The sequence below is a fragment of the Caulobacter sp. FV1ye13L genome (assembly GCF_058681155.1).
Window position 1 is genome coordinate 130,978 of the sequence record NZ_CM178732.1, and the last position, 25,417, is coordinate 156,394.

The 25,417-nt window shown below is 67.7% G+C and carries 17 protein-coding genes; 9 read left to right on the forward strand and 8 right to left on the reverse strand.

Translation table 11 applies throughout. The features are described from left to right. Window positions 1–73: 73 nt before the first annotated feature. Together ACW176_RS00590 and ACW176_RS00595 are read left to right on the forward strand one after the other, a co-directional pair. Window positions 74–2,182, forward strand: a complete 2,109-nt coding sequence (locus tag ACW176_RS00590; RefSeq protein WP_419318074.1) for a response regulator — start codon at window positions 74–76, stop codon at window positions 2,180–2,182. A gap of 274 nt (window positions 2,183–2,456) precedes the next feature. Beyond that, a complete protein-coding gene (locus ACW176_RS00595; RefSeq protein WP_492110479.1) occupies window positions 2,457–5,372 on the forward strand; it encodes a TonB-dependent receptor in 2,916 nt (971 codons plus the stop codon). 149 nt (window positions 5,373–5,521) lie between these two features. On the opposite strand, the gene ACW176_RS00600 is transcribed toward ACW176_RS00595, so the two are convergent. Both ACW176_RS00600 and ACW176_RS00605 read right to left on the reverse strand, forming a co-directional pair. Continuing rightward, window positions 5,522–6,418: an alpha/beta fold hydrolase gene (locus tag ACW176_RS00600; protein WP_492110480.1), complete on the reverse strand. Its 897-nt coding sequence runs from the start codon at window positions 6,416–6,418 to the stop codon at window positions 5,522–5,524. Window positions 6,419–6,486: 68 nt separating this feature from the next. Then, window positions 6,487–8,607, reverse strand: a complete 2,121-nt coding sequence (locus tag ACW176_RS00605) for an alpha-glucuronidase family glycosyl hydrolase (RefSeq protein WP_492110481.1) — start codon at window positions 8,605–8,607, stop codon at window positions 6,487–6,489. Between the two features lie 166 nt (window positions 8,608–8,773). Here ACW176_RS00605 and manD point away from each other — a divergent pair, with 166 nt between their 5' ends. Continuing rightward, entirely contained in the window at window positions 8,774–9,985 is a 1,212-nt protein-coding gene (manD, locus tag ACW176_RS00610) for a D-mannonate dehydratase ManD (protein WP_492110482.1), read from the forward strand. Window positions 9,986–10,106: 121 nt separating this feature from the next. Further along, the gene (locus ACW176_RS00615) at window positions 10,107–10,856 is read left to right on the forward strand and encodes a FadR/GntR family transcriptional regulator (protein WP_419318084.1); all 750 of its coding nucleotides are present in this window, start codon (window positions 10,107–10,109) and stop codon (window positions 10,854–10,856) included. Between the two features lie 68 nt (window positions 10,857–10,924). On the opposite strand, the gene ACW176_RS00620 is transcribed toward ACW176_RS00615, so the two are convergent. The 6 genes from ACW176_RS00620 to ACW176_RS00645 all read right to left on the reverse strand — a co-directional run bounded on the left by ACW176_RS00620 (window position 10,925) and on the right by ACW176_RS00645 (window position 20,302). Beyond that, window positions 10,925–12,850 (reverse strand): sialate O-acetylesterase, encoded by a 1,926-nt coding sequence (locus tag ACW176_RS00620; RefSeq protein WP_492110483.1) that lies wholly within the window; start codon window positions 12,848–12,850, stop codon window positions 10,925–10,927. A 130-nt stretch (window positions 12,851–12,980) separates the two neighbouring features. Next, window positions 12,981–15,392 carry a glycoside hydrolase family 3 N-terminal domain-containing protein gene (locus ACW176_RS00625; RefSeq protein ID WP_492110484.1) on the reverse strand — a complete coding sequence of 804 codons (2,412 nt, stop codon included), beginning with the start codon at window positions 15,390–15,392 and terminating at the stop codon, window positions 12,981–12,983. Window positions 15,393–15,527: 135 nt separating this feature from the next. Then, window positions 15,528–15,815 (reverse strand): addiction module antidote protein, encoded by a 288-nt coding sequence (locus ACW176_RS00630; protein ID WP_492110485.1) that lies wholly within the window; start codon window positions 15,813–15,815, stop codon window positions 15,528–15,530. Between the two features lie 15 nt (window positions 15,816–15,830). After that, window positions 15,831–16,121: a type II toxin-antitoxin system RelE/ParE family toxin gene (locus ACW176_RS00635; protein WP_492110486.1), complete on the reverse strand. Its 291-nt coding sequence runs from the start codon at window positions 16,119–16,121 to the stop codon at window positions 15,831–15,833. 166 nt (window positions 16,122–16,287) lie between these two features. Next, window positions 16,288–18,084: a DUF885 domain-containing protein gene (locus ACW176_RS00640; protein WP_492110487.1), complete on the reverse strand. Its 1,797-nt coding sequence runs from the start codon at window positions 18,082–18,084 to the stop codon at window positions 16,288–16,290. Window positions 18,085–18,364: 280 nt separating this feature from the next. Next, window positions 18,365–20,302: a M61 family metallopeptidase gene (locus ACW176_RS00645; protein WP_492111858.1), complete on the reverse strand. Its 1,938-nt coding sequence runs from the start codon at window positions 20,300–20,302 to the stop codon at window positions 18,365–18,367. 395 nt (window positions 20,303–20,697) lie between these two features. On the opposite strand from ACW176_RS00645, the gene ACW176_RS00650 reads away from it, so the two are divergent. The 5 genes from ACW176_RS00650 (at window position 20,698) to ACW176_RS00670 (ending at window position 25,412) form a co-directional block, all read left to right on the forward strand. After that, a complete protein-coding gene (locus tag ACW176_RS00650) occupies window positions 20,698–21,330 on the forward strand; it encodes a PepSY-associated TM helix domain-containing protein (protein ID WP_492110488.1) in 633 nt (210 codons plus the stop codon). Between the two features lie 10 nt (window positions 21,331–21,340). Next, window positions 21,341–21,853: a DUF2271 domain-containing protein gene (locus tag ACW176_RS00655; RefSeq protein WP_492110489.1), complete on the forward strand. Its 513-nt coding sequence runs from the start codon at window positions 21,341–21,343 to the stop codon at window positions 21,851–21,853. 12 nt (window positions 21,854–21,865) lie between these two features. Then, window positions 21,866–22,750, forward strand: a complete 885-nt coding sequence (locus ACW176_RS00660) for a DUF4198 domain-containing protein (RefSeq protein WP_492110490.1) — start codon at window positions 21,866–21,868, stop codon at window positions 22,748–22,750. Window positions 22,751–22,908: 158 nt separating this feature from the next. Continuing rightward, window positions 22,909–23,901, forward strand: a complete 993-nt coding sequence (locus tag ACW176_RS00665; RefSeq protein ID WP_492110491.1) for an FAD:protein FMN transferase — start codon at window positions 22,909–22,911, stop codon at window positions 23,899–23,901. Next, a complete protein-coding gene (locus tag ACW176_RS00670; RefSeq protein ID WP_492110492.1) occupies window positions 23,898–25,412 on the forward strand; it encodes a sulfite reductase subunit alpha in 1,515 nt (504 codons plus the stop codon). Before ACW176_RS00665 ends, ACW176_RS00670 begins: the two co-directional genes overlap by 4 nt. Window positions 25,413–25,417: the final 5 nt, after the last annotated feature.

Below are 25,417 nucleotides of genomic sequence, written 5' to 3' on the forward strand. Positions count from 1 at the left end.
TCCCGCCGCCCTTCATTGAAACGTCCAGTCCATGCGTGCATGGTCAAGAGCCTGAATCAGGCGGGGGCGCGGCATGTTGATTCTCGATACCGCACCAGACCTTGAGCGGCGGCGTCTCGCGGCGCTCTGGGCGTTGGACATTCTCGACACCCTCGATGAGGACGGCTTCAACGACCTGGTCGCCGAGGTCTCCGAGACCTGCGACACGCCGATCTCCCTGATTTCCCTGGTCGACACTGACCGCCAGTGGTTCAAGGCGCGGGTCGGAATCGACGCTCAGGAAACCCCGCGCGACGTGGCCTTCTGTAACCACGCCATCCAGACGCCGGCGCTGTTCGTGGTCGAGGATGCGACCCAGGATCCCCGCTTCCTGGACAATCCCCTGGTCACCGGGGCGCAGGGCATTATGGCCTATGCCGGCGCGCCCCTGACCACGGTCGATGGTTTGCGGATCGGCACGATATGCGCCATCGACACCCGGCCCAAGCGCTGGACGCCGCGCGAGTTGCGCTGCCTGGAACGCCTGTCGCGCGTCGCCATGACCATGATCGAGAGCCGGGCCGGCGCCCGGGTCGCCGTCGCCCAGATCCAGGCGCTCGAGGACTTGCGTCGAAGCGACCAGCGCTATCGGACCATCATCGCCGCCATGCGCGAAGGCGTAGTGCTGCAGGACCAGGCCAGCGTCATTGTCGAGCACAACGCCCATGCCGCACTGCTGCTGGGCATGACCAGCGACCAGCTGGCCGGCCGTTCCTCGGCGGATCCCGACTGGAGCCTGATCACGGCCGAGGGCGCGCCCCTGACCGTCGACCAGCAGCCTTCGATGCAGTGCCTGAGCACAGGCAAGCCGGTTCTGGATTTCATGCTGGGTGTCAATCTGCCCAACCGCGAGCAGCGCTGGTTGAACGTCAACTCCCTGCCGATCTTCGAGGGCGACGACGCCGCCCCCGCCCAGACCCTGACCACCTTCGTCGACATCACCCAGCTGAAGCGTCAGGAGGTCGCCCTGACTGAAGCGGTCGCCGCCGCCGAGCGGGCCAGCGCGGCCAAATCGACCTTCCTGGCCAATGTCAGCCACGAGATCCGCACCCCGCTCAACGGCGTCATCGCCCTGGCCAAGGCCCTGTCGCGCCTCAACATGCCCGACCGCCAGCGCGAGATGGTGGACATCATCGTGCACTCGGGCGAGTCGCTGGAGCGCATCCTCAACGACCTGCTCGACATCGCCAAGATCGAGGCCTCGCGCATGGAGCTGGAGATCGCGCCCTTCGATCTTGCGGCCGAGATCCACACCTGCACCGACCTGATGCGCCTGCGCGCCGACGGCAAGGGCATCGCCTTTGATGTCGCCTTTTCGCCCGAGGCGAACGGCTTCTTCCTGGGCGACGCCTTGCGGCTGCGACAGGTGATCGCCAATCTGACGGCCAATGCCATCAAGTTCACCGACAGCGGCGGTGTCAGCCTGATCGTCGAGGTCGAGACCCTCGCGGCGGAAGACTGCCGGCTGAAGGTCACCGTCAACGACACCGGCATCGGCCTGGACCCGGATGTGCTGCCTCGGCTGTTCGAGCGCTTCGTGCAGGGCGACGACACCGTCACGCGGCGCTTTGGCGGCACCGGGCTGGGCCTGGCCATCTGCAAGACCCTGGTGATCCTGATGGGCGGCGAGATCGAGGCGCGGGCGCTTCCCGAAGGCGGCAGCAGCTTTGCCTTCAGCTTGCCCCTGCGCCGCGCCGAAGCGCCCGCTGCGGCCGCCCCTGAACAGGGCGCCCCAGCGCTGAGCATGGATCAGCGTCTTCGCGTCCTGTTGGCCGAAGATCATCCCGTCAATCGCCGGGTCGTCGAGCTGCTGCTCGAACCGCACAAGGTCGAGCTGGTGATGGCCGAGAACGGGGCCGAGGCCTTTGCCAAGTTCAGCGAGTCGCAGTTCGACGTTGTCCTGATGGACATGCAGATGCCGGTGATGGACGGCCTGTCGGCTACGGCCAGTATCCGCCGCTGGGAGGCGACGATGCAAAGACCTCCGACGCCGATCATCATGATGACGGCCAACGCGTCTACCGACCACCGCGAACAGGCGATGGTCGCCGGCGCCGACGGGTTCATCACCAAGCCGGTCACGCCAGACAGCCTCTATGCCGGGATCGACGCCGCCTTGTCGCTCAGCACCGCAGCAGCCTGAGCCCGCTGCGCCGGCAGGCGCAACAAGGTCTGACCTCTAGCCTTCGCCCTTAACGGCTCCAGTCGGGTTCAACGCCCCCGGCGGGCCGCGATCTGCCATGCGCCGGCAGCGCGACGGGATTTCACGCTTGTTGGGGCGGTGCGCGACCCGCAAGGTATGACCACATTGACTTGAAAGGCCTTACCTCTTAACTCTTCCATCCTGTGACCGCTACCATCGCAAGGCGGCCAAGGACGAACGAGCGCGTACAGCGCCGTCTCAAGGGGAGAGAAACATGCCTTCATCCGCACGCCACAATACCGGCCGTCGCCTGGCCCTGATCGGCGCCACCTGCCTGTCGTCCGCTTTCATCGGTCTCGCCGCCCAGGCCCAGACCCCTGCAGGCGGGGCGGCAGCAGCGCCCGACACCGTCGAGGAAGTGATCGTCACCGGCTTTCGCAAGAGCCTGACCGACGCCACCAACGCCAAGCGCGACAGCGTCTCGTTCACCGAATCCGTCTTCTCCGAGGACATCGGCAAGTTCCCCGACGCCAATATCGCCGAGTCGCTGAACCGCATTCCCGGCGTGCAGCTGACCCGCGAGATCAACGGCGAAGGCCTGAACGTCGCCATCCGCGGCCTGGGCACCAACTTCACCAAGGTTCTGCTGAACGGCGCCCAGGCGGCCGTGGCCTCGTCGGGCCGCACCGACAGCCAGAACCAGAACCGCGAAATCGATCTGGACCTCTATCCGACCGAACTGTTCACCCGTCTGGACGTCCACAAGACCCCGACCGCCGGTCAGGTCGAGGGCGGCGTCGCCGGCGTGGTCAACATGCGCAGCGCCCGGCCGTTCGACTATAAGGCCGCCGGCCAGCTGACCTATTCGATCCAGGCCGGCAAGAACAACCAGGCCGACGACATCAGCCCGCGCGGCTCGCTGATCGGCAGCAAGACCTGGGAAACCCCGGTCGGCGACATCGGCGTGCTGGCGGGCGTGGCCATCGCCCGCAACAAGTCGACCACCGAGGGTTTCGAGACCATCGGCTGGACCAACGCCAACATGAGCTGCACGGGGTGCAACACGACCGGCGGCAACGGCTTCAACTGGGCCTCAACTGTCCCGGCCGGCGTCACCAGCAATGGTCTGACGCCCGGCCAGACGGTCGACACCGCCCTGCTGGCCTCGCTGAACCCGGGCACCAGCCTGGTGCAGTTGAGCGACGCCCTGATCCCGCGCCTAGGCCGCGACAGCTGGAGCTCGGGCGAGCGCAACCGCGACTCGCTGATCGTCTCGCTGGAATGGCGTCCCAACGACGCCCTGAATGTCTATCTCGACACGATGTACAGCCAGGCCAGCCGCGAGTTCGAGCGGATCGACATGAACTGGGTGGTGCGCAACTCCAACTTCATGGTCCCGGTGGGCGTGAAGGTCGACAGCAACAATGTCGTCACCGAGGGCAGCTTCCTCAACTCGCAGTTCTTCCTGGAATATCGTCCCTACAAGGAAGACGTCGAGGTTCTGAACCTGAACCCGGGCTTCACCTGGCGCCCGACCGACTGGCTGAAGCTGGACGGTCAGGTCAACTGGAGCCGCAGCGTCTTCTTCCGCGAGGCCCCGACCGTGCTGTTCAACAGCCCGCTGGGCCAGGGCATGACGGTGACCTATGCCAATAACGGCGGCGATCGCCCCTCGATCAAGCCGAGCAAGAACCTCAACGATCCCGCCCTGGGCTGGGTCTGGGCCGGCGGCCGCGTCAACATCCAGAACGAGAAGCGCGTCACCTCCACCGAGGGCGCCCACTTCGACCTGACGATCGGCGACGACAAGGCGATGAACTTCAAGGTCGGCGCCGCCTATGACGACGTCAGCCGCTCGATCACCGCCATCGACAACAGCGGCCGCTGGCAGACCTTCACCTGCGGCGGCGGCGGCATCACCCCGCAAAGCCCGGCGCCGACCCCGGTCCCCGGGTGCGACGGTCGCGCCGGCTCGGCCGTCCCGCTGGCCAGCCTGGCCAGCTACATCACCCCCGGCCCGCTGGGCTTCGTGACGCTGGACAAGGACAAGTTCTTCAACGCCACAAACTATGACGCCTTCAACGCGGCGGCGCCCTTCTCCAACTCGGCCGCCACGGGCGCGGCCTCGGGCTTCATCCGCGAGAAGACCACCGGCGCCTATGCCGAATTCAACGGCGTGACCCAGGTGCTGGAACGCGACCTGCGGATCAATGGAGGCGTACGCTACTACAACACCGAGCAGACCATCCAGGGTCCGCAGACGGTGAACGGCGTCACCTCGTTCCTCAGCCGCGTCACCAAATATGACGGCATGCTGCCCTCGTTCAACGCGGCCTGGAACCTGAAGGAAGACATCGTCCTGCGGATGAGCGCCTCGCGCACCATCACCCGCCCCAACCCGTCGGCCATGCTGCCGGGCACCACCTTCAGCGATCCCTCGGCCCAGCAGGCCAACCAGGGCAATCCGAACCTGCAGCCCTATCTGTCGAACAATGTCGACTTCGGCGGCGAATGGTACACCGGCGGCTCGGGCTATGTGGGCGTGGCCCTGTTCCGTAAGGAGCTGACCGGCTTTACCGTCAGCGGCAACAACACCATCCCGTTCCTGCAACTGGGCGTGCCCTACGACCAGCTGACCAATCTGCAACAGCAGGCGATCACCAACCGGGGCGGCCCCAGCGCCGCGACGGTCACGGTCAGCCAGCAGGTCAATGCCGATGGCGTCCTGACCATCCAGGGCCAGGAAGTCACCTGGGTGCAGCCGCTGGACTTCCTGCTCGACGGCGCCGGCTTCACCGCCAACGCCACCCATGTCGAGCAGAACCCGCGCGGCAACGGCGCGCCGGCCAAGGCCGTGGGCGTCTCGCCCTGGGCCTACAACGTCACCGGTTACTACGAGAACCACGGCGCGACGGTTCGCCTGTCCTATGTCTGGAACGACGCCCAGATCTCGTCGGGTCCCAACCAGAACGGCATTCCGCTGGCCGAACTGGGCACGGACGCCCGGGGTCAGTGGGACCTGTCGGCCAGCTATCAGTTCGAGACCCTGCCGACCTCGCCGCGTGTGACCCTGGACGTGATCAACATCACCGAAGAGCCGCAGCGCAGCACCTTCCAGTACGACAACGCCGCCTTCACCTTCTACCAGCCCGGTCGCCAGATCGTGCTGGGCATCCGCGGCAAGTTCTAGGTTTCGCCGACCCCGCCGCCGCGCACCCACGCGGCGGCGGGCCTTTCTCCCCTCACCACCTTTCGCGCGCCCCGCCTTCCCAGGGCCGCGTGATATTCGCGGCGCATTCCCCTCCCGGAATGCGCCGTTTTTTTATGCGGCGAGCGCGCCTAGGCGGACGCCCGCGCCCGGGCCGCCGCCGCGACCACAGCCGCGACGAAGGCGGCGTGAACGCCCTGGGGCATGTCGTGGCCCATGCCCTCGATGATCCGCAGTTCCGCGCCCGGGATCGTCGCAGCGGTGTCCCGGCCACCTTCCAGGCGGACCAGAGGATCAGCGTCGCCATGCAAGACGATGGTCGGCGCCGTGATGGTCTTCAGGGCCTCCCGGCGGTCGCCGGACCCGATCACGGCGCACATCTGGCGGGCCATGCCGATGGGGTGGTGGGCCCGTTCGATAGCGGCCTTCAGCTTGGGTCGTTCAAGGGCCGGGTCGACCGGCCAGGCCGGGCTCTGGATGACGATCTGGGCCTTCAGGGCGTGGTCGGTCAGACTGTCAATATCGGTCGCCTCGGGGCGGACATACAGAATGGCCAGCGCCTCGGGCGTCGCCGGCGGCAATGCCGGATTGCCGGTGGTCGACATCACCGAGACCAGTGACAGCACCCTGGCCGAATGTCGCGCCGCCAGCGTCTGGCCGATCATGCCGCCCATCGAGACCCCGGCCACGTGGGCGCGCTCAATGCCCAGAGCGTCGAGCAGACCCGCGGCGGCGTCGGCCATGTCTTCGAGCAGGTAAGGAACGTCCGGCTTGCGGCCGCCCGTTATGGCCGTGAACACCGCCGGCATGTCCGGCGCGCCGGCCTCGTCGAGCCAGGTGGACAGGCCGATGTCGCGGTTGTCGAAGCGGACGACCCGAAAGCCCTCGCCCACCAGCTGCTCGACGATCTCCATCGGCCAGCGCGTCAGCTGCTGGCCCAGGCCCATGACCAGCAACAGCGGCTCGCCGTCGTCGTGGCCATGCACGTCATATTCGATCTCGATACCGTTGGCGGCGACCCTGGCCATTTGCGTCTGCTCCCTTTTGCGGGGAGCTTACGGACGCGGTGAAGCGGGTCAAACAGTTGTTGGGCCGCCTAGATTCCCGGCGCGTAGGGGAAGCTCATCGCCTGATAGGCCTCCAGCAACAGCGGCGGCGCGTTTTCCCCCGCCGGCAGCGGGCGCTGCGAGAAGGTCTGGAACCAGGCCACCGAGGCGTCACGCCACCACTGGGCCTCGTTGCGCTGGATCTTCAGGAAGGCGGTGACCTGGGCGTGGCGCTCGGGATCGACATAGGGGGCCATCTCGGCCCAGGTCTCGCCCATGGCGTCCACCCCGGCCACGCCGCGCGAATAGTGGGTGACCAGGCCGTCCCACAGGGTCTGACCCGACTTCAGGCGATAGTCCCAGGGCAGGTGGTGGAACCACAGCAGGTCCTTCTCGTCGACGCAGTTGGGGTCAGCGAAACAGGCCCCGACGGGGGCCGCATATTGCGCCACCGCGTTGCTGCCCTTGGCGGTGCGGTCAAAGCCGACCCCGTCCGGCCCGGCCTTGGCGTAGTAGACGCTGGTCCAGTCGGCGCGCTCGCCGCCACTGACCCAGGGACCGGGGCCATAGTGGTGGCTGCGGCCCATCTGATGGTGCAGGCCCAGCGGCGTCATGTAGTCGACCACGGTCTCGCGCGAGCTCATCATCATGTCGACGACCTGCGTCACGAAGCGCCTGTCGTTGCTGAAGGTCATCCTGGCCCAGTCGGCGGCGATATCGCGGCTGGAAGCTTCGGGATCCCAGGCCAGCCGGCCAAAGACGTACCAGTTGGCCTGGTCGAAGTGCGAGCCGCTCCAGTTGCGGTCCACGCCGATATTGGCCACGCCGGCCATGACGGTCAGCTTGCGACCGTCCAGCGCGCCCTCGACCACCTTGGCCACCGTCGAGCCCTTGCCCTTGGCCATGGTGTCGGCCCGCAGGGTCTCCTCGTACATCGGGCCCAGATAGGCCAGGTGGGTGGCGAAGCCGAGATATTCCTTGGTGATCTGGAACTCCATGCCGAGGTTGGATTTGGGCATGGCCCCGAACAGCGGGTGGAACGGCTCGCGCGGCTGGAAGTCGATCGCGCCGTTCTTGACCTGGATCACCACATTGTCGCGGAACTGGCCGTCGAACGGCTTGAACTCGGAAAAGCCCTGCTTGGCGCGATCGTCGGGCTGCTCGTGCGAATAGACAAAGGCCCGCCAGATCACGACGCCGCCGTGCGGCCCCACGGCGTCGGCCAGCATGTTGGCCCCATCGGCATGGGTGGCGCCATAGTCCTGGGGACCGGGCTGCCCCTCGGAATTGGCTTTCACGAGGAAGCCGCCGAAGTCGGGAATGACCTTGTAGATCTCGTCGGCCTTGGCCTTCCAGAACGCCTTCACGGCCGGGTCGCGCGGGTCGGCGGTCTTCAGGCCGCCGATCTCGATGGGCGAGGAAAACCGGGCCGACAGATAGACCTTGATGCCGTAGGGTCGGAACACGTCCGCCAGGGCCCCGGCCTTGGCGATCCAGGGCGCGGTCAGGCTGACGGACTTGGCGTTGACGTTATTCAGAACCGTGCCGTTGACGCCGATTGAGGCGTTGGCGCGGGCATAGTCGACATAGCGCGGGTCGGCGCTGTAGGCCGGCAGCTTCCACCAGTCCCAGATCGACTGGCCCGCATAGCCCCGCTCGACGCTGCGATCCAGGTTGTCCCAGTGGTTGAGCATCCGCAAGCGGACCTTGGGAGCGGACGCGATGTTCAAGTTATCCACAGGCTGGCGGGTCTGGATCAGCGACAGGTAGCGGTAGACGCCATAGAGGGCGCCGACATCGCGGTTGGCGGCGATCACCGTGGTCGCCTTGCCGTCCACGCTCAGGGTGCGGATCAGATAGCCCTCGTCGCCGGCGGCCTGCAGCGGCAGGGCCAGCTTGGCGATGGCGGGCGAGCTGGCCGGCGTGCCGATCAGGATGACCCGGCCCGCCTGCGCCGAGGGCGCACCGACCAGGCCCGTCAGGCCGCGCTCCAGTTCGGCGCGGGCGACGTTCAGGGTCGGAGTGTCGGCAACCGGGGCGATGGCGGCAGGCGCATAGCCCGCCGTGGCCTCAACGGGTCGATAGCGCAGCCACAGGTCATGGCCATCCTCGGCATGGGCGACGGGAGCCGTCAGCAGCATAAAGCCGGCGAGGATCGCAAGTAGCCGCATCAGTTCACTCCCCAGACTATTTTCATCCGCTCTTCCCGGTTTTCGCCGGGGAGATCGGTGGCCTTGAACCTCCCGGAAACAAATTCCGCCAAGAGGTCGGCAGGCCTACATGTAGTGGTCTGACCATTGGGTTGACAACCCATTCCCCACCGTTAAACCGAGGGTCATGTCCAAGATCATCGCCGCCAAGACCATCGTCACCTGCCCGGGGCGCAACTTCGTCACGCTGAAGATCGTGACCGAGGACGGGACCTACGGCGTCGGCGACGCCACGCTGAACGGACGCGAACTGGCGGTCGAGGCCTACCTGACCGAACATGTCATCCCCTGCCTGATCGGCCGCGACGCGCACACGATCGAGGACATCTGGCAGTATCTCTACAAGGGCGCCTACTGGCGTCGCGGCCCGGTGACGATGTCGGCCATCGCGGCGGTCGACATGGCGCTGTGGGACATCAAGGGCAAGGTCGCCGGCCTGCCCCTGTATCAACTGCTGGGCGGGGCCTGCCGCTCTAGCGTCATGGTCTATGGCCACGCCAATGGCGAGACGATCGACGAGACCCTGACCAACGCCGCCGCCTATGCGCAGCAGGGCTACAAGGCCATCCGCCTGCAGTCGGGCGTGCCCGGCATGAAGGGGACCTACGGCGTCTCCAAGGACAAGTTCTTCTACGAACCGGCCGACAGCGACCTGCCCAAGGAAACCATCTGGTCGACCGAGAAATATCTGCGGGCCGCGCCCGAACTGTTCAAGGCCGCCCGCGAGCGGCTTGGCTGGGACATCCACCTGCTGCATGACGTCCATCACCGCCTGACCCCGATCGAGGCCGGCCGTCTGGGCAAGGACCTGGAGCCCTATCGTCCCTTCTGGATGGAAGACTGCACCCCAGCCGAGAACCAGGAGAATTTCCGGCTGGTGCGCCAGCACACCACCACCCCTCTGGCCGTGGGCGAGGTGTTCAATTCGATCTGGGACTGCAAGACCCTGATCCAGGAACAGCTGATCGACTATATCCGCGCCACCGTGGTGCATGCCGGCGGCATTACCCACCTGCGCAAGATCGCCGGCTTCGCCGACCTCTACAACGTCCGCACCGGCTGCCACGGGGCTACCGACCTGTCGCCGATCAGCATGGCCGCAGCCCTGCACTTCGACCTGTCGATCCCCAATTTCGGCATCCAGGAATATATGCGCCACACGCCCGAGACCGACGCGGTGTTCCCCCATGCCTACACCTTCGAGGACGGCATGCTGCATCCGGGCGAGGCGCCGGGCCTGGGGGTGGATATCGACGAAACCCTGGCGGCCGGCCATCCCTACAAGCGCGCCTATCTGCCGGTGGCCCGCCGCGAAGACGGCGCGATGCATGACTGGTGAAACGGATCGGCAAACCGCCGCTACGGGAAAAGGGCGAGCGAAGGTCGAGAATCTGCGTGATACTTGAGGTGCAACAGATCTGAACCGGCGCCCGCGCCACCCGAGATTAGAAGCACTGTCCATGGCCGACAACGTCAAGCTCTACCGCCGTATCGCCGACACTGTGGCCGACGCCATCGAGGCCGGGCACTACAAGCTCGGCGACCGCCTGCCGACCGAGCGCGAACTGGCCGAGCAGTTCGGGGTCAGCCGCCCCACCCTGCGCGAGGCGATGATCGCCCTGGAAATGCTGGGCATGATCGAAGCCCGCCATGGCCTGGGCATCTATGTCACCAGCAATGCCCGCCCCGCCGCCCCGCCCCACGAGATCGACTTCGAGATCGGCGCCTTCGAGCTGATCGAGGCCCGCCGCCTGTTCGAGGGCGAAGCCGCCGCCCTGGCCGCCACCTCGATTGACGACGCCCAGCTGGCCCAGCTGGAGGCCCTGATGGTGCGGATGCACGAGGAAGAGGAAATCACCGGCGAGGACGCCGACCGCGAGTTCCACATGATCATCGCCCGGGCCACCGGCAACGGCGCGATCATCGCCACCATCGAGAACCTGTGGGATTGGCGCAACCGCTCGCCGCTGGCCCGCAACATCCTGGCCCGCGCCCGCGGCATGGGCCTGGAGCCCCGCATCAACGAGCACCGCCGGGTGTTCGAGGCCCTGAAGGCCCGCGACCCCGCCGCTGCGCGGCAGGCGATGCGCGACCACCTGGAGCGGGTGATCGAACACCTACTGCACGCCACCGAGACCGAGGCCGTCCAGCGCGCCAAGCAGGAAACCAGCACGCGGCGCGACGCGATCGCCAAGCGGGTGGCGATCTAGCCAGCCCGCTGGAGTGGGCGCGCGCGCCCAAGGCCGCAAGCGGCGGTCGGGGAGAGCGAAAGCAAGGCTCAGTTCACATCCATCTCGAACGGCACGGCCGGCAGGCCCGCGCTGTCGAAGAGGTTGAACGTCGGGCTATCGGCCCAGGCGAACCGCACCTTGGCGGCCTCAGCGCCGACTGGGACGGTCAGCACCACGCTCGCCCTGTCGATCCGGGCGTCGGCCCAGCGGCAGGCCTTGGCGGCGTCGCAGAGCTCGAAGCCAATCACCCGGTCCGAACCGCGCGAGACCAGCGTCCCGCCGATCTGCTCAAAACCCACGACGACCGTGTCCCCGACCCGCTTGGCCGAGACCGGCGCCGGCCCCGTGGTCACGGCCTCGCCGGCGATGCGGCGGGCGGCCAGGGCCAGGCGGCGGCCGACCTCCTGCTTGTTGGCGGGGTGGATGTCGAAGGGGTCGCCGATGTCGGTGGTCACGGCCAGACCCGCATGAGCGTCGGCGGCGACAGCGCGGCGCTGGGCCTCGCGCAGGGCGGCCGTGCCAAAGGCGCCGGGCGTTGTAGCGAACGCGCCATAGCTGGCCAACTGGGCGATAACGACCGGCATGTCCGGAGCCATGCCCGCGCGGCGCTCGGCGACGAAGGCCGTCTGCAGGGCCGCATAGGTCTGGTCGCGGCCGACATTGGTCTCGCCCTGATACCAGGCCAGTCCGCCGTAGGCGTAAGGCCCCATGGGCGCCAGCATGCCGTTATAGAGGGTCGAGACCCCGGCCAGGGTGTCCCACGGCGCACGGGGCGGATCGGCGCCGACGCGGGGCTCGATGCGATAGGTCCAGGCGTTCAGCGCCAGGCGCGTCCCGTCGGCCAGCGCCAATGCTCTTTTCGAGGGATCTCCGTACATCCCGCCATTGGCATAGGTGTCATAGGCCGAGACGACAATGGTGTTCCGGCCCGCCTTCAAGGCGCCGGTGGCCAGCGTATACGACCGATCGAGCCACGCGCCCGAGGTCGCGCCGACACCCACGCCGTTCAGATAGGTCGCATCCATCTCGTCAATCTGACCAAGGTTCAGTGTCCCGGCCTGCCGAGCCTGAGCGGCCGTGAGCGTGACCTCAGTCTTGAACCAGACCACGCCGTTGAAGGCCGCCAGCTCGGCGACGCCCCAGCGTTCCCAGATCCCGAGGTCCCTGGGCGCTTCGGTCCAGGCGCCGGCGCCGGTCCAGGGCGCGGTCGCGGCCTCGCCCGGATGCTTGGGCGCCCACCAGGCGTTGATCGCCTCGCCCCAGCGGCGGTTGGCGGCGGCAGGGTCCTTCAGGGACAGGTTCAGGGTGTCGATGGCTTCGTCATAACCGCCGACCTTGCGCAGCGCCGCCGGCGTCATCCAGGCTTCAATCCCCGATCCGCCCCATGAGGCGTGGATCAGACCCAGCGGGACATTGCGGGTCTTCTGCAGCTCGCGGGCGAAATAGAAGCAGCTGGCCGAGAACGCGCCCACGGTGTCCTTCGTGGTGGGCTTCCACACCGGCGGCCTGGCGAAGTTGGCTTTCGGCGCGCGGCCGTCGGCCTTTTCGATGGTCACCATGCGGATGGCGTCGTTGGGCGCGCCATTGTTGATCTGGTTCCAGGCGTCGCCGGAGGCCTGGACCTGCATCTCCATGTTCGACTGGCCCGAGCACAGCCACACATCGCCGGCCAGCACGTCGCGGACGGTCTGGGTCTTCGAGGCCGTGCTGGCGGTCAGGTCGTAGGGGCCGCCGGCCGGGGTGGCGGGGAGGTCCAGGCGCCAGGCGCCGTCGGGGCCGGCCATGGCGCTGGCGGTCTTGCCGGCGAAGGCGACGGTCACGGCCTCGCCCGGCGCAGCGGTTCCGAACACCGGCAGCGGGCGGTCGCGCTGCACCACCGCGTGGTCGGCGAACAGGGCGTTGAGGAGGTCCTGGGCGGCGGCGGGGCCGGTCAGCAGGGCGGCGAGGATCAGGCCCGAGATCAAGCGACGCATGGTGTTACTCCCCAATAGATCCTCCCCTTTTGGGGGAGGTGGCCCAGAGGGCCGGAGGGGGCCAGCGCGGCGTTCGCCCAGCTAGCCCCCTCAGTCGCTCCGCGACAGCTCCCCCGGAGGGGGAGCAGCCTTAGACCACCGTCAGCGTCGTCTTCTTCAGGTCCACCGAATTGGGCCCGACCATGATCTCGAAGGCGCCCGGCTCGACCACGCGCTTCATCTCCAGGTTCCAGAACCACAGGTCCGAAGGCGCGATCTCGAAGGTCACCGTCGTTTTGGCGCCGGCCGCCAGGGTGACGCGCTTGAAGTGCTTCAGCTCCAGCAGCGGGCGGGTCACCGAAGCGGCCACGTCGCGGATGTAGAGCTGCACCACCTCGTCGCCCGCGACCTTGCCGGTGTTGGTGACATCGACCTCGACCTTGACCGTCTCACCCTGGGCGATACTGGCCTTGGCCAGACGCGGGGCGGCGAAGTCGAAGCTGGTGTAGGAGAGGCCGAAACCGAACGGATAGAGCGGGCTGGTCTTCTCGTCGAACAGATAGCCCCGACGCGAGGTCGGCTTGCGGTTGTAGTAGATCGGCAGCTGGCCGACATTGCGCGCGATGCTGACGGGCAGCTTGCCGCCCGGATTGGCGCGGCCGAACAGGATGTCGGCGCCGGCCGTTCCGGTCTGCTCGCCCAGGTACCAGCCCTCGATGATGGCGTCGGCGCGCTCGGCCAGCAGGTTGATCGACAGCGGACGGCCGTTGAGCAGGAACACGACGGTGGGCTTGCCCAGATCGAAGATCGCCTTGGCCAGATCGTTCTGCTGACCGATCAGCTCCAGGTCGTTGCGGTCGCCCAGGTGATTGTCGGCCCAGGCCTCGCGGCTGGTCTGCTCATTGTCGCCCAGCACCATGACGACGACGTCGGCGTTCTTCGCCACCTCGACCGCCTCGGCGATCAGCTTGGCGTTGACGGCCGGGTCGACCAGCTTGACCTCGTCGGCGGCCCAGACGCGGCGCTCGGTGATGCGTACAGCTTCGGCATAGTCCAGGGCGAAGCCCTGCGCCTTGGCCTCGGCGGTCAGGCCTTCCAGCAGCGAGACCACGTGCTTGGGCTCGTCGGAATAGCCGCCGATCGGGGTGTCGCGGGCGTGGGTGCCCAGCAGCGCCATGCGCTTGATCGCCTTGCCGTTTAGCGGCAGCACGCCCTTGTCGTTCTTCAGCAGCACCACCGACTTGCGGGCGGCTTCACGGGCCAGGGCGATGGCTTCGGCCGTGTTGTTCTTGGCCTCGGCGGTCTTCTCGTCGGCATAGGGGTTTTCGAAGAAGCCGCCCTCGAACTTCATCTTCAGCACCCGGGCGACGGCGGCGTCGACCTTCTCCAGCGAGACGCGGCCTTCCTTCACCAGTAGCGGCAGCAGGGCATAGGCCTCTCCGTCGGGCAGCTCGACATCAACGCCAGCGTTGATCGCCATCACGGCGGTGTCGGCCAGGCTATCGGTCATCTTGTGGCGGGCGATCAGTTCCTTGATGGCGAAATAGTCGCTCTGGACCGAGCCCTGATAGCCCCACTCGGTGCGCAGGATGTCGGTCAGCAGCCAGTGGCTGGCGTGCGACGGGACCCCGTCGATCTCGTTGTAGGACGGCATCACCGACCGGACCGGCAGCTCCTTCACCGCCCGTTCGAACGGCGGGAAGAAGTTCTCGCGCAGGGTGCGCTCGGCGATCTGGGCCGGGCCGACATTGGTGCCGTTCTCGGGCTGGCCGTGGCCGGTCATGTGCTTGAGGGTGACGAACACCTTGTCCTTGGCCAGCGGCAGGGTCTTGCCCTGGAAGCCGCGAATGGCGGCCAGACCGATCTCGGCGCACAGGTGCGGATCCTCGCCGTAGGTTTCCTCGATGCGGCCCCAGCGCGGGTCGCGGGCCACGTCGACCACCGGAGCCAGCGCCATGTTGGAGCCGCGGGCGCGCATCTCCCTGGCGGCCATCGAGAAGATCTTCTCGACCAACTCGGTGTCGAAGCTGGAGGCCAGGGCGATGGCCTGAGGATAGCTGGTGGCGTCGCGGGCCACATAGCCGTGCAGGGCCTCGTCGTGCATCAACATGGGGATGCCCAGGCGGGTGTTCTCCATCGACCACTTCTGGGCGGCGTTGGTGTAGCGGGCGGTGTCGCGCGCGTTGCGGCCCTTGGTGCCGTCCTCGGCCCCGGCGGCGGCGTCGACCACGACGGCGGGTTTCAGACCCCGGCGGTCGGTCGGACGCGAGATCTGGCCCAGGCCGTTGGGGAAGCTCTTGCCGGCCGCCTCGGCCGAGAACTCGCCTTCAGGCGTCTGGATGGCGGCCTTGGTCAGCCAGATGCCGATCAGCTGGGCGGCCTTCTCCTCGATCGTCATGCGGGAGAGCAGGTCCTTGACCCGGGCGTCGACGCTCTGGGTCGGGTCCTTGTAGAGGGGCTTTTCGCCGGCCTTGGGGGCGGCGAACGACAGGCCGGGGGCGGTCGCGGCGGCGATGGCGGCGAGGCTCGCGCCGAACAGGCGGCGGGTGATGGCTTGAGTCATCTGGTTCGTTTCCCCGGAGGTCGCGTCGTTGGCTGGCGGCCTGGAGCCACCTTGACGATCACTATGGGGGAGGTTGTCAGACCACTCAAGGGAAGAATGGTAGCGGTCTCATTCGAGGGGTCAGGTACGGAGAGCCTAGCCCGCTGGCACGGTTGAAAGCCGCAGCCCCAGCGCGCGCATCACCTTCAGGACGGTCTCGAACTTGGGACTGCCGTCAGCGGCCAACGCTTTGTAGAGGCTTTGGCGCCCCAGTCCGGCGGCTTCAGCTACCTCGGTCATGCCCTTGGCTCGCGCCAGCACGCCCAGCGCATCAGTGATGAACGCCGAGTCGCCCGTGGCCAGGGCATCGTCCATATAGGCGGCGGCCGCTTCAGGGGTTTCGATATAGACGGCCGGGTCGAATGGACGCGTCTCGACGGTCATGGCCTCATTCCTTCGCTAAAGGTCGCGCGCCAAGGCTCGCGCCTTGGCGATATCCCGAACTTGTGAGCCCTTGTCGCCCGCGCACAGAACAACGATCAGCACCACGCCCCGCTGGACGATGTAGACGCGGTACCCCGGGCCGACATGGACCCGCAGTTCGCTGATCCCCTCGCCGACAGACCTGACGTCACCCAGTAATCCGAAAGCCAGTTGGCGCAATCGCCCTGCGATCCGCACCTTGGCGACAGGATCACGCAGGTTCGCCATCCATCGCACGAAGACCTCGGTTTCAAGGACCTCGATCACCTCAACTGTCTCCCATAGGAGACAGTTGAACGCAAGCAAAAACTGGCGACATCGCTCCTCCCTGGACTTTGCGGCCCATGGAGGGACTATTTATTGGTGTATTTTACCAAATACAACTTTTGGAAATCTGATGACGCCGTCCCGGTGAGGACGGTTCAGGTCTGGATCACCCCTGCCACCCGTCGATCACCCGATCCAGCACCGTCAGCGGCACCGGCCCGACCAGCAGGCCCGTGTCGTGGAATCGCCGGATGTCGAACTTCGCCCCCAGCCGCGCCTTCGTGCGCTCGCGCGCCTTGGCCCAGACCGTGTGGCCCACCTTGTAGGAGCAGGCCTGGCCGGGATTGGCGCAGTAGCGTTCGACCTCGCTGGTGATCCGGCCCTCCGGCTCGCCGCCGGTCTCCATCATGTAGGCGATGGCCTTTTCGCGGCTCCAGCCCTTGGTGTGGATGCCGGTGTCGACCACGCAGCGGGCGGCGCGGAACAGCCGGGCCTGGTACATGCCCAGCAGGCCCAGCTCGTCGTCGTCATAGACGCCCATCTCCATGGCCACCTGCTCGGCATAGAGCGCCCAGCCCTCGGTATTGGCCGAGAAGCCCATGTTCTGGCGCAGGCGCGGCAGACTGCTTTCCGCCACCAGGGCCAGCTGGAAGTGATGGCCCGGCGCGGCCTCGTGATAGGTCAGGGTCGGCAGGGACCAGCGCGGACGATCGGCCGTGTCGCGCAGATTGATGTAGAAGGCCCCTGGCCGCGAGCCGTCCAAGGCCGGCCGCTCGTAATAGCCGCCTGCCGCGCCGGCCTCGGTATAGGCCGGGATGCGCCGCACCTCGACCGGGGTCTTGGGGGTGACGCCGAACCACTGCGGCAGCTTGGGCGCCAGGTCGGCGATCAGCTTGTTGCAATAGGCCAGCATCTGGGCGCGGCCTTCGTCGGTATTGGGATAGGTCTGGGTCGGGTCAGTATTCAGCGAGGCCACCCGCGCCCCGACACTGCCCTGGGTCAGGCCGCGCTGCTTGAGGATGGCGTCCATCTTGGCGCTGATCTCGGCGCCCTCCTCCAGGCCCAGGCGGTGGACCTGGTCGGCGGTCATGTCGGTGGTCGTGTAGATTTTCAGCAGGCCCGCATAATAGGCGTCACCGTCCTTCAGGCGGTTGAGGCCCGCGTCATGGGTCGCCTTGGCGCGAGCGGCCTTCAGCACCTCGATCTGGCGGTCGAGCGCCGGGTGCACCGTCCCGGTCAGCAGCGCGGTCGCCTTGCCCTCGTAGTCGCCATAGGGCTTGGCCCGGCGGGCCAGAGAGGCGACCAGCACGTTCTTGTCGGCCGGCAGGGCGCGGAACTTGCCCAGCTGGGCGATGGCCTTGTCCAGCATGAAGTCGGCCGGGATCACGCCCTTGCCGGCGTCAGCGGCGAAGCGCTCGCTCTCCTGATCCAGCACCGTGGCGAAGGCGGCCATGCGGGCCAGATAGGTCTCGGCGTCGGCCGTCGAGCTGATCTTGTGCTTGGTGTCCAGGAAGCTGGGCGTCGAGGAATAGGCCCCGTAGTACTGGGTCAGCACATAGGGCCGGCTGATCGCGCCATAGTCGAAGCCCGCGACCGCCACGCGGCTTTCGTACTGGAACATGGCGGTGTCGTAGTTGACGGCGTCATCGCCGGAGAGCGCCTTGCGGTCGACAGCCTTCAGGCGCTGGACGCGCTGGCCGGGCTGGGCCCGATCCTTGATCCAGCCCGCGATCGAGCGGTCGCCCAGCTTGCCGCGCGCATCGGCGTGGGCGCCGATGTCGAGGCCCAGATTGGTGGCCTGTTCGGGGCTGTCGGACAGGTCCTCGTCGAAGAAGGCGTCGAACAGCTTGTAGAGTTCGGTCTTGGCGCTGTTGGGGGCGTCAGCGGCCTGGGCCGGAAGCGCGGTGGCGAGCGCGGTGGCGGCCGCCCCCATCATGATCTGGCGACGGTCGAACTTCGACATGAAAGGCCCCTGCGACTGAATGATCCCGCCAGCGGTCGCGCTTTGCGGGGGCAAATCAGTCACCCGGCGAGGGCATGTCGTCAAGCCGGAGCGCGGCCTGCAGAGCGGCCAAGAAAAAGGGCCCGCCTGGGCATGACGGGCCCTTCGACTTTGGAGATCGTTCGAAGATGGAGGATCCTGAACACCGCGATCCTACGCCCAACCGCAGCGAGGGGCACCTCCACATATTGTCGCAAGGCCGGATCTCCGGCACTTGCGACCAAGTCCTTGTTTTCCCGAACTACTTGCGCGCCGCCAGGATATCGTCGAGCCGCGCGGGGGTTCCGGCGATGCGTTCCAGGCGCGGATAGCGCAGGCCGCCGCGCCAGTCGATCTTGACCATCCGGTAGCGCTCGCCGTCCTTGACCAGCAGTTCGACCAGCGCCCCCTCCGGCTTGCTGGCGGCCTTGATCGCATCCTTCAGCTTGTCCGCATCATAGGTCTCGCCATTCACCGCGACCAGGGTCACGCCCTGGGTCAGGCCCGCCTTGAAGGCCGGACCGCCCCACTGCACGTCCGTCACGAGGCCTGCGGCGGCAATGGTCAGGCCCAGCGAATAGGCCAGGTTGGTGGACTTGCCGCGCGTCTCGGCCGTCTTGAAATAGTCGGTGGGGGTCTCGGCATAGATCAGCCGATAGCCGCCCCGGGTCAGGCCATCCAGCGGGGCCTTTTCCGACAGGCCTTCGATGCGGGTCTTCAGGAAACCGGTCCAGTCGTGGGCCACCACGTCGTTCAGGGTCGCAGCCACATCCTCGAACGTATAGGTGCGCGGCACATACGAGCCGTTGTCGACGCCGAAGAAGGCCTTGGCGAAGTCGTCCAGCGACTTCTTGCCGCTGGTCTTCTCGCGGATCAGCGTATCGGCGTCGAGCCAGACCAGCTGGCCTTCCGAATAGTAGTCCTCGCTGCGCTGGTAGCTGACCCACGACAGCGGCTTGCGCATGGCGATGATCGGATCGTTGGTGGTGTCGGCCACGCTGCGCCAGTCGCGGCCGCGCCGGTTGTCATAGAGCGCCGCCGTCATGGCCAGGGCGTCCAGGCTCTGCTGCTTGGTGTGCAGGTTCGAGCGCGCCGACAGCACCCCGCCCCAGTACTGGGTCTGGCCCTCATAGACCCACATCAGGCTGTCGCGCATGGGCTCGTTCAGGGTGGCGGTCCACAGATCCGCGCCGCGGCGGAACTTGCCGTTCCACGAGTGGGTAAACTCGTGGGGCAGCAGGTCGCGGCCCACATAGGTCTTGTCCCACTCAGTGAAGTACTTGGGCGCGACGCGGTTTTCGCTGGAGCGGTGATGCTCCAGGCCGATGCCGCCCAGGGTGTCCGACAGGGCCACCAGGAAGTCATAGTGATCGTAGTGGTGCGAGCCGTAGAGCTTGTAGGCCTGCTGAACCAGGTCCTTGTGGGCCTGGATGTGTTCGGGCTTGAACTCCAGCAGCTCGGGCTTGTCGGCCATCAGGTTCAGACGCACCGGCGCGCGACCGCCCGGATCCAGCTCGACCGTCTTGAAATAGCGGCCGGCGAACATCGGCGAGTCGACCAGGGTCTCGAACGGCGTGACCTTGAAGGTCGTGGTCTGGCCCTCGGTCTTGGCGACCTCCAGGGCGGAGGCGAACTTGAAGCCTTCCGGCAGCTTGACGCTGGCCTCGACCGGGATCTGGCGGGTGTAGTAACCGGCCGGATAGAAGCCCATCTGCAGCAACTGCAGGTTCAGCATGTCGGGCGTCATCACCTGGCGGCCGACCCGCGCTTCGACCGGCGACAGGAACTGGTAGCTGAGCTGCAGCTCCGAGACCCCTTCGGGAACCTCAACGTGGAAGGCGAAGACCTGGACCAGGTCGCGCGTCCAGGCCAGGCGCTGGCCGTTGGCGGTGATCACCAGGCCCGCCAGCTTGTCGATGTCGTTGCGCGGCGAGTGGCCGCCGGGAACCCACTGCGGATAAAGGATCGTGAACTTGCCGGCCTTGGCCACCGGGATGGTCTGGCGGATATCGAAGATCTTGCGCGCCAGGTCGGTGGCGTCGACCGAAAGCTTCAGCGTGCCCGGATAGGGAATGTCCTGCGCGGCCGCGATGGCCGGGGTCGGGGCCGAAGGCTGCGGCAGGGTCTGGGCGACGGCAGTCGTGGCGGCCAGGGCCAGCAGCGAAACGGAAAAGAACAGCGCTTTCACAAAACACCCCAATGCAGTCCGCAAGCGTGCGCCTCGCGGTTAAGAGGCGGGATGTTTCACCCCTTATCCGTCACTTGTCGAGCCGTCAGGACGACGTCTCGAGCCCCCGACAGCGGTTCGCCCAATCGTCGGGCTGCGGCGGCGCCTCCGGGGTTTCCCTTAAGCGCGCACCCTTGATTGCCCACCGGATCAAAGGCGGTCAGGGTCATGAGGTCGGGAACCCGCCAGTTCCCCCGGCGAGTGGGTCGATCAGGGAACACCGCCTCCCCCCTGATCGACCTTTCCCGCGTTTGAGGGCGGCGGCGATGACCGCCCGCGCCGAAAATTAGGCCAAACCAGCACTTGAAATTGCAAGTCGTTCTCAAGTATGGACGAGACCTGTTCCCGCTCAAGGTCTCCGCCTCCTCGTGTCGTCCGCCGCCACCGCCCAGCATCGCCGCTCGTTCTGGCTCAAGCAGCTGCACCAGTGGCACTGGATCAGCGCGGCCCTGAGCCTGATCGGCATGCTGCTGTTTTCGATCACCGGCATCACGCTGAACCATGCCGGCCAGATCGAGGCCGAGCCCGTCGTGGTCAGCCGCAAGGCCACCCTGCCGGCCGACCTGATCGCCGACCTGGCCAGGGGTCCGGTCGAGGGCAAGCGCCCCCTGCCCCTGAAGCTGCAGCACTGGTTGGACAAGGCCGTCGGGACCGACATCGCCGGGCGCGAGGCCGAGTGGTCCGACGCCGAGGTCTATGTCGCCCTGGCCCGCCCCGGCGGCGACGCCTGGCTGTCGATCGACCGCGAGACCGGCGCCGTCGAGCACGAAAAGACTACGCGCGGCGCGGTGTCCTTGCTCAACGACCTGCACAAGGGCCGCAACACTGGCCAGGCCTGGTCGTGGTTCATCGACATCTTCGCCGCCGCCACGATCGTGTTCACGGTCACCGGCCTGATCCTGCTGCAGTTCCACGCCAAGGCCCGGCCCCTGACCTGGCCGCTGGTCGCTGCTGGCCTGGCCGCCCCCGTCATTCTCGTCATTCTCTTTGTCCACCTCTGAGGTGAAATCCGTGAAGCGTTCCGTCTCCCTCCTCACCTTCGCCGGCGCCGCCGTGGCCGCCCCGGCCATGGCCGCTGATCTCAACGTCGCCGTCGAGATCCCCCGTCTGTCGGTGGCCGAGTATCACAAGCCCTATGTGGCCATCTGGCTGGAGAACACAGACGCCACCGCCGCCGGCACCCTGGCCGTCTGGTACGATCCCGACTCCAAGGAAGACCACGGCACCAAGTGGCTCAAGGACATGCGCCAGTGGTGGCGCAAGGCCGGTCGCGAGATGAAGTTCCCCGCCGACGGCGTCAGCGGCGCCACCCGCGCGCCCGGCCCGCAAAAGGTGGTGTTCAGCGGCGCCAAGGGCGCGCTGAAAAACCTCAAGCCCGGCCAGTACAATCTGGTGGTCGAGGCCGCCCGCGAAGTCGGCGGCCATGAAGCCGTCCGCGTGCCCTTCGTCTGGGGCAAGCCCGGCAAGCCCGCCACCGTCAAGGGCTCGGCCGAGCTCGGCGCCGTCACCGTCTTCGTCAAGTAAGCGAGAAAACCGATGTCCCTGAAGACCCGCCTTTTCGCCGTCGCCGCAGCCGGCCTCGCCCTGACCCTGCCGATGTCGGCCAGCGCCCACCGTGGCTGGCTGCTGCCCTCGTTCACCGTGCTGTCGGGCGACGGTTCGTGGGTGACGGTCGACGCCGCCATCTCCAACGAGCTGTTCTATCCCGACCACCGCGCCATGCGCGTGGACGGCGTGGTCGTCACCGCCCCGGACGGCTCGATCTCGAAGCTGCAGAACGCCTCGACCGGCCAGTATCGCTCGACCTTCGACGTGCAGCTGAACCAGGCGGGCACCTGGAAGATCGGCTCGGCCGCCAACACCGTCACCGCCAGCTGGACCGAGAACGGCGAGATCAAGCGCTTCCGCGGCACGGCCGACGAGTTCGCCAAGGCCGTTCCGGCCAATGCCGCCGACCTGAAGACCATCACGGGCAGCAATCGCAACGAGACCTATGTCACGCGGGACAAGCCGACCACCGAGGTCTTCAAGCCCACCGGCAAGGGCCTGGAGCTGGTGCCCGTGACCCACCCGACCGACATTGTGGCCAGCGAGGCTGCGACCTTCCGGTTCCTGCTCGACGGCAAGCCCGCCGCCGGCCTCGAGGTGACCTTCGTGCCCGGCGGCGCACGCTGGCGGTCCACGCCCGGCGAGATCAAGGTCAAGGCGGGCGCTGACGGCGCGGTGACCTTCACCCTGCCGGACGCCGGCATGTACTGGGTCAACGCCACGGCGCGCGGCGGCGAGAGCGCCGGTCGCGGTCCAGGCGGCGGCATGGGCGCCCCCGGTGCGGCCCCCGCCGCTCCGGCGCCCGTGACGGCCCTGGCCGGCGACGGCTTCTCGGCCAGCTACACCGCCGTGCTCGAAGCGCAACGGCCTTAGGAAAAGCCCCCTTCCCCCTTGATGGGGGAAGGGTTGGGGATGGGAGTGACAGCGCCGCAGGATGTGGCGCGACCTTCGTGAAACCGGCCAGCGCCTTCACCCCCATCCCTGCCCTTCCCCCATTAAAGGGGGAAGGATCGAGATCGAGCCTGACACCCATGACCCGCGTCCTCGTCCCCCTCCTCACCGAGCCACCCGCCCGCCCGCTCGGCGGCGTGGCGCATGCGCTCGCGGGTCAGACCATGGGCACGACCTGGTCGGTGAAACTGGTCGCCCAGCCGGCCGCCGATATCCCGGGCCTGACTGCCATGGTCCAGCGCGCCCTGGACGCCGTGGTGGCGCAGATGAGCCCGTGGGAGCCGCTGTCGGACCTGTCGCGCTACAACCGCAGCGCCGCCGGAAGCTGGACACCCCTGCCCGCCGACATGGCCACTGTGGTGCGCCGCGCCATCGCCGTCGCCGAGGCCGCCCACGGCGCCTTTGACCCGACCCTGGGCGCCCTGACCGACCTCTGGGGCTTTGGCCCCCGCCCCTTCCCGGGCGAGCCGCCGCCGCGCGAGGCGACCCTGGCCGCGCTCGAAGCCAGCGGCTGGAAGCGTCTGGTGATGGACGGCGACGCCCTGTTCCAGCCGGGGTCCCTGCGCCTGGACCTCAACGGCATCGCCAAAGGCTTTGGCGTCGACCAGGCCGCGCAGGCCCTGGAGCGGGCCGGCGTGAAGTCCTATCTCGTCGAGGTCGGCGGCGAGCTGCGCGGGACCGGCGCAAAACCCGATGGCCAGCCCTGGTGGGTGGAGCTTGAGCGCCCGCCAACAGCCAATGACGCCCTGCAGACCGTAGTCGCCCTGCATGGCCTGTCGGTGGCGACCTCGGGCGACTATCGCCGCTTCTTTGACCACGACGGCCGCCGCTACGCCCACACCCTGGACCCGGCCTCCGGCGCGCCCGGCGACCATGGCGTGGTCAGCGTCACGGTGCTGGCCTGGACCTGCATGGACGCCGACGCCTGGGCCACGGCGCTCACCGTCATGGGACCGGAGGCGGCTCTGGCCTTCGCCACCGCGCACGATCTGCCCGCCCTGATCGTCAGCCGCGCGGCAAAAGGCCTGGAAGAGCGCCTGTCCCCGGCCCTGCTGGCCATGCTCGACGCATGATCGATTTCGCCGCCCTGGATCCCGAGACCCGGCGCCACCTCGCCGCCGCCGGTGTCGCCCTGGTCTGGATCGCCTTCTGCAGCCTTATCGCCACCCGCCACGCCCTGCGCCGGCGCGCCGAACGCCGCGAGGCCGCCGCCCTGGCGCAAGGCGCGGGCGAGCCGGTGCTGGTCGCCTATGCCAGCCAGACCGGCTTCGCCGAGGAACTGGCCCGCGCCACCGCCACGGCCCTGACCGCCGGCGGCGCGCCGGTGGTCCTGCGCGATCTCTCGGCCGTCACCGCCGCAGATCTGGCCAGCGCCGGTCGCGCCCTGTTCGTGGTCAGCACCACCGGCGAAGGCGACGCCCCCGACCCGGCCCGGGCCTTCATCCGCGACGTGATGGCGGCCGAGCCTGACCTCTCGGCCCTGCGCTATGGCGTGCTGGCCCTGGGCGACAGCGAATACAGCCAGTTCTGCGCCTTTGGCCGCGCGCTGGACGCCTGGCTGGCCCGGCATGGCGCAGCGCCGCTGTTCGACCGCGTGGAGGTCGACAACGGCGAAGAGGCCGCCCTGCGTCACTGGCAGGCCCATCTGGCTGTCCTGACCGGCCAAACCGACGCGCCCGGCTGGACCCGTCCGGCCTATGGCCCGTGGACGCTGACCCAGCGCCGCCTGCTCAATCCCGGCAGTCCTGGCGGCGAGGCGTGGCACATTCGACTGGAGCCGCAGGACGGCGTTCTGGACTGGTCAGCCGGCGACATCGTCGAGATCGGTCCGCGCAATGATCCAGCTGAGGTCGCCGCCCTGATCGCCCGCCTGGGCCTGCCGGTTTTCATGACCCAGGCTCTGGCCGCCCGCCGCCTGCCGCAAGACGTCGAGCCCCTGATCGGCCTGACAGGCGAGGCGGTGCTGGAGCGCCTGACCGCCCTGCCGCACCGCGAATATTCCATCGCCTCCCTGCCCGCCGATGGCGCGATCGAGCTGATCGTGCGCCTGATGCCCAGCGCCGATGGTCAGCCGGGCCTGGGCTCGGGCTGGCTGTGCCGCTTCGCCGAAGAGGGCGCGGCGATCGACGCCCGCGTCAGGGTCAATCGCAGCTTCCATGCGCCGGACACCGACGCGCCGATGATCCTGATCGGCGCGGGCACGGGTCTGGCCGGACTGCGCGCCCACCTCAAGGCCCGCGCCGCCGCAGGGCGTGGCCGCAACTGGCTGCTGTTTGGCGAGCGCACGGCGGCGCATGACGCTTTCCATCATGACGAACTGGCCGGCTGGGTGCTGACCGGCGCACTTGAGCGCCTCGACCTGGCCTTCTCCCGCGACCAGGCCACGCGGGTCTATGTGCAGCATCGCCTGCGCGAGGCGGCCGACTCCGTGCGGGCGTGGGTGGCGGACGGCGCGACGATCATGGTCTGCGGATCGCTGGAAGGGATGTCGCGCGAGGTCCACGCGGCGCTGGTCGAGATCCTCGGGGCCGAGGGCCTGGAGCGGCTGACGGACGCTGGGCGCTATCGGCGGGATGTGTATTGAAGAGC

Coding starts and splice junctions, on each gene's coding strand:
- ACW176_RS00590 (WP_419318074.1), top strand. CDS start 74: ATGTTGATTCTCGATACCGCACCAGACCTTGAGCGGCGGCGTCTCGCG.
- ACW176_RS00595 (WP_492110479.1), top strand. CDS start 2,457: ATGCCTTCATCCGCACGCCACAATACCGGCCGTCGCCTGGCCCTGATC.
- ACW176_RS00600 (WP_492110480.1), bottom strand. CDS start 6,418: ATGGCCAGGGTCGCCGCCAACGGTATCGAGATCGAATATGACGTGCAT.
- ACW176_RS00605 (WP_492110481.1), bottom strand. CDS start 8,607: ATGCGGCTACTTGCGATCCTCGCCGGCTTTATGCTGCTGACGGCTCCC.
- manD (WP_492110482.1), top strand. CDS start 8,774: ATGTCCAAGATCATCGCCGCCAAGACCATCGTCACCTGCCCGGGGCGC.
- ACW176_RS00615 (WP_419318084.1), top strand. CDS start 10,107: ATGGCCGACAACGTCAAGCTCTACCGCCGTATCGCCGACACTGTGGCC.
- ACW176_RS00620 (WP_492110483.1), bottom strand. CDS start 12,850: ATGCGTCGCTTGATCTCGGGCCTGATCCTCGCCGCCCTGCTGACCGGC.
- ACW176_RS00625 (WP_492110484.1), bottom strand. CDS start 15,392: ATGACTCAAGCCATCACCCGCCGCCTGTTCGGCGCGAGCCTCGCCGCC.
- ACW176_RS00630 (WP_492110485.1), bottom strand. CDS start 15,815: ATGACCGTCGAGACGCGTCCATTCGACCCGGCCGTCTATATCGAAACC.
- ACW176_RS00640 (WP_492110487.1), bottom strand. CDS start 18,084: ATGTCGAAGTTCGACCGTCGCCAGATCATGATGGGGGCGGCCGCCACC.
- ACW176_RS00660 (WP_492110490.1), top strand. CDS start 21,866: ATGTCCCTGAAGACCCGCCTTTTCGCCGTCGCCGCAGCCGGCCTCGCC.
- ACW176_RS00665 (WP_492110491.1), top strand. CDS start 22,909: ATGACCCGCGTCCTCGTCCCCCTCCTCACCGAGCCACCCGCCCGCCCG.
- ACW176_RS00670 (WP_492110492.1), top strand. CDS start 23,898: ATGATCGATTTCGCCGCCCTGGATCCCGAGACCCGGCGCCACCTCGCC.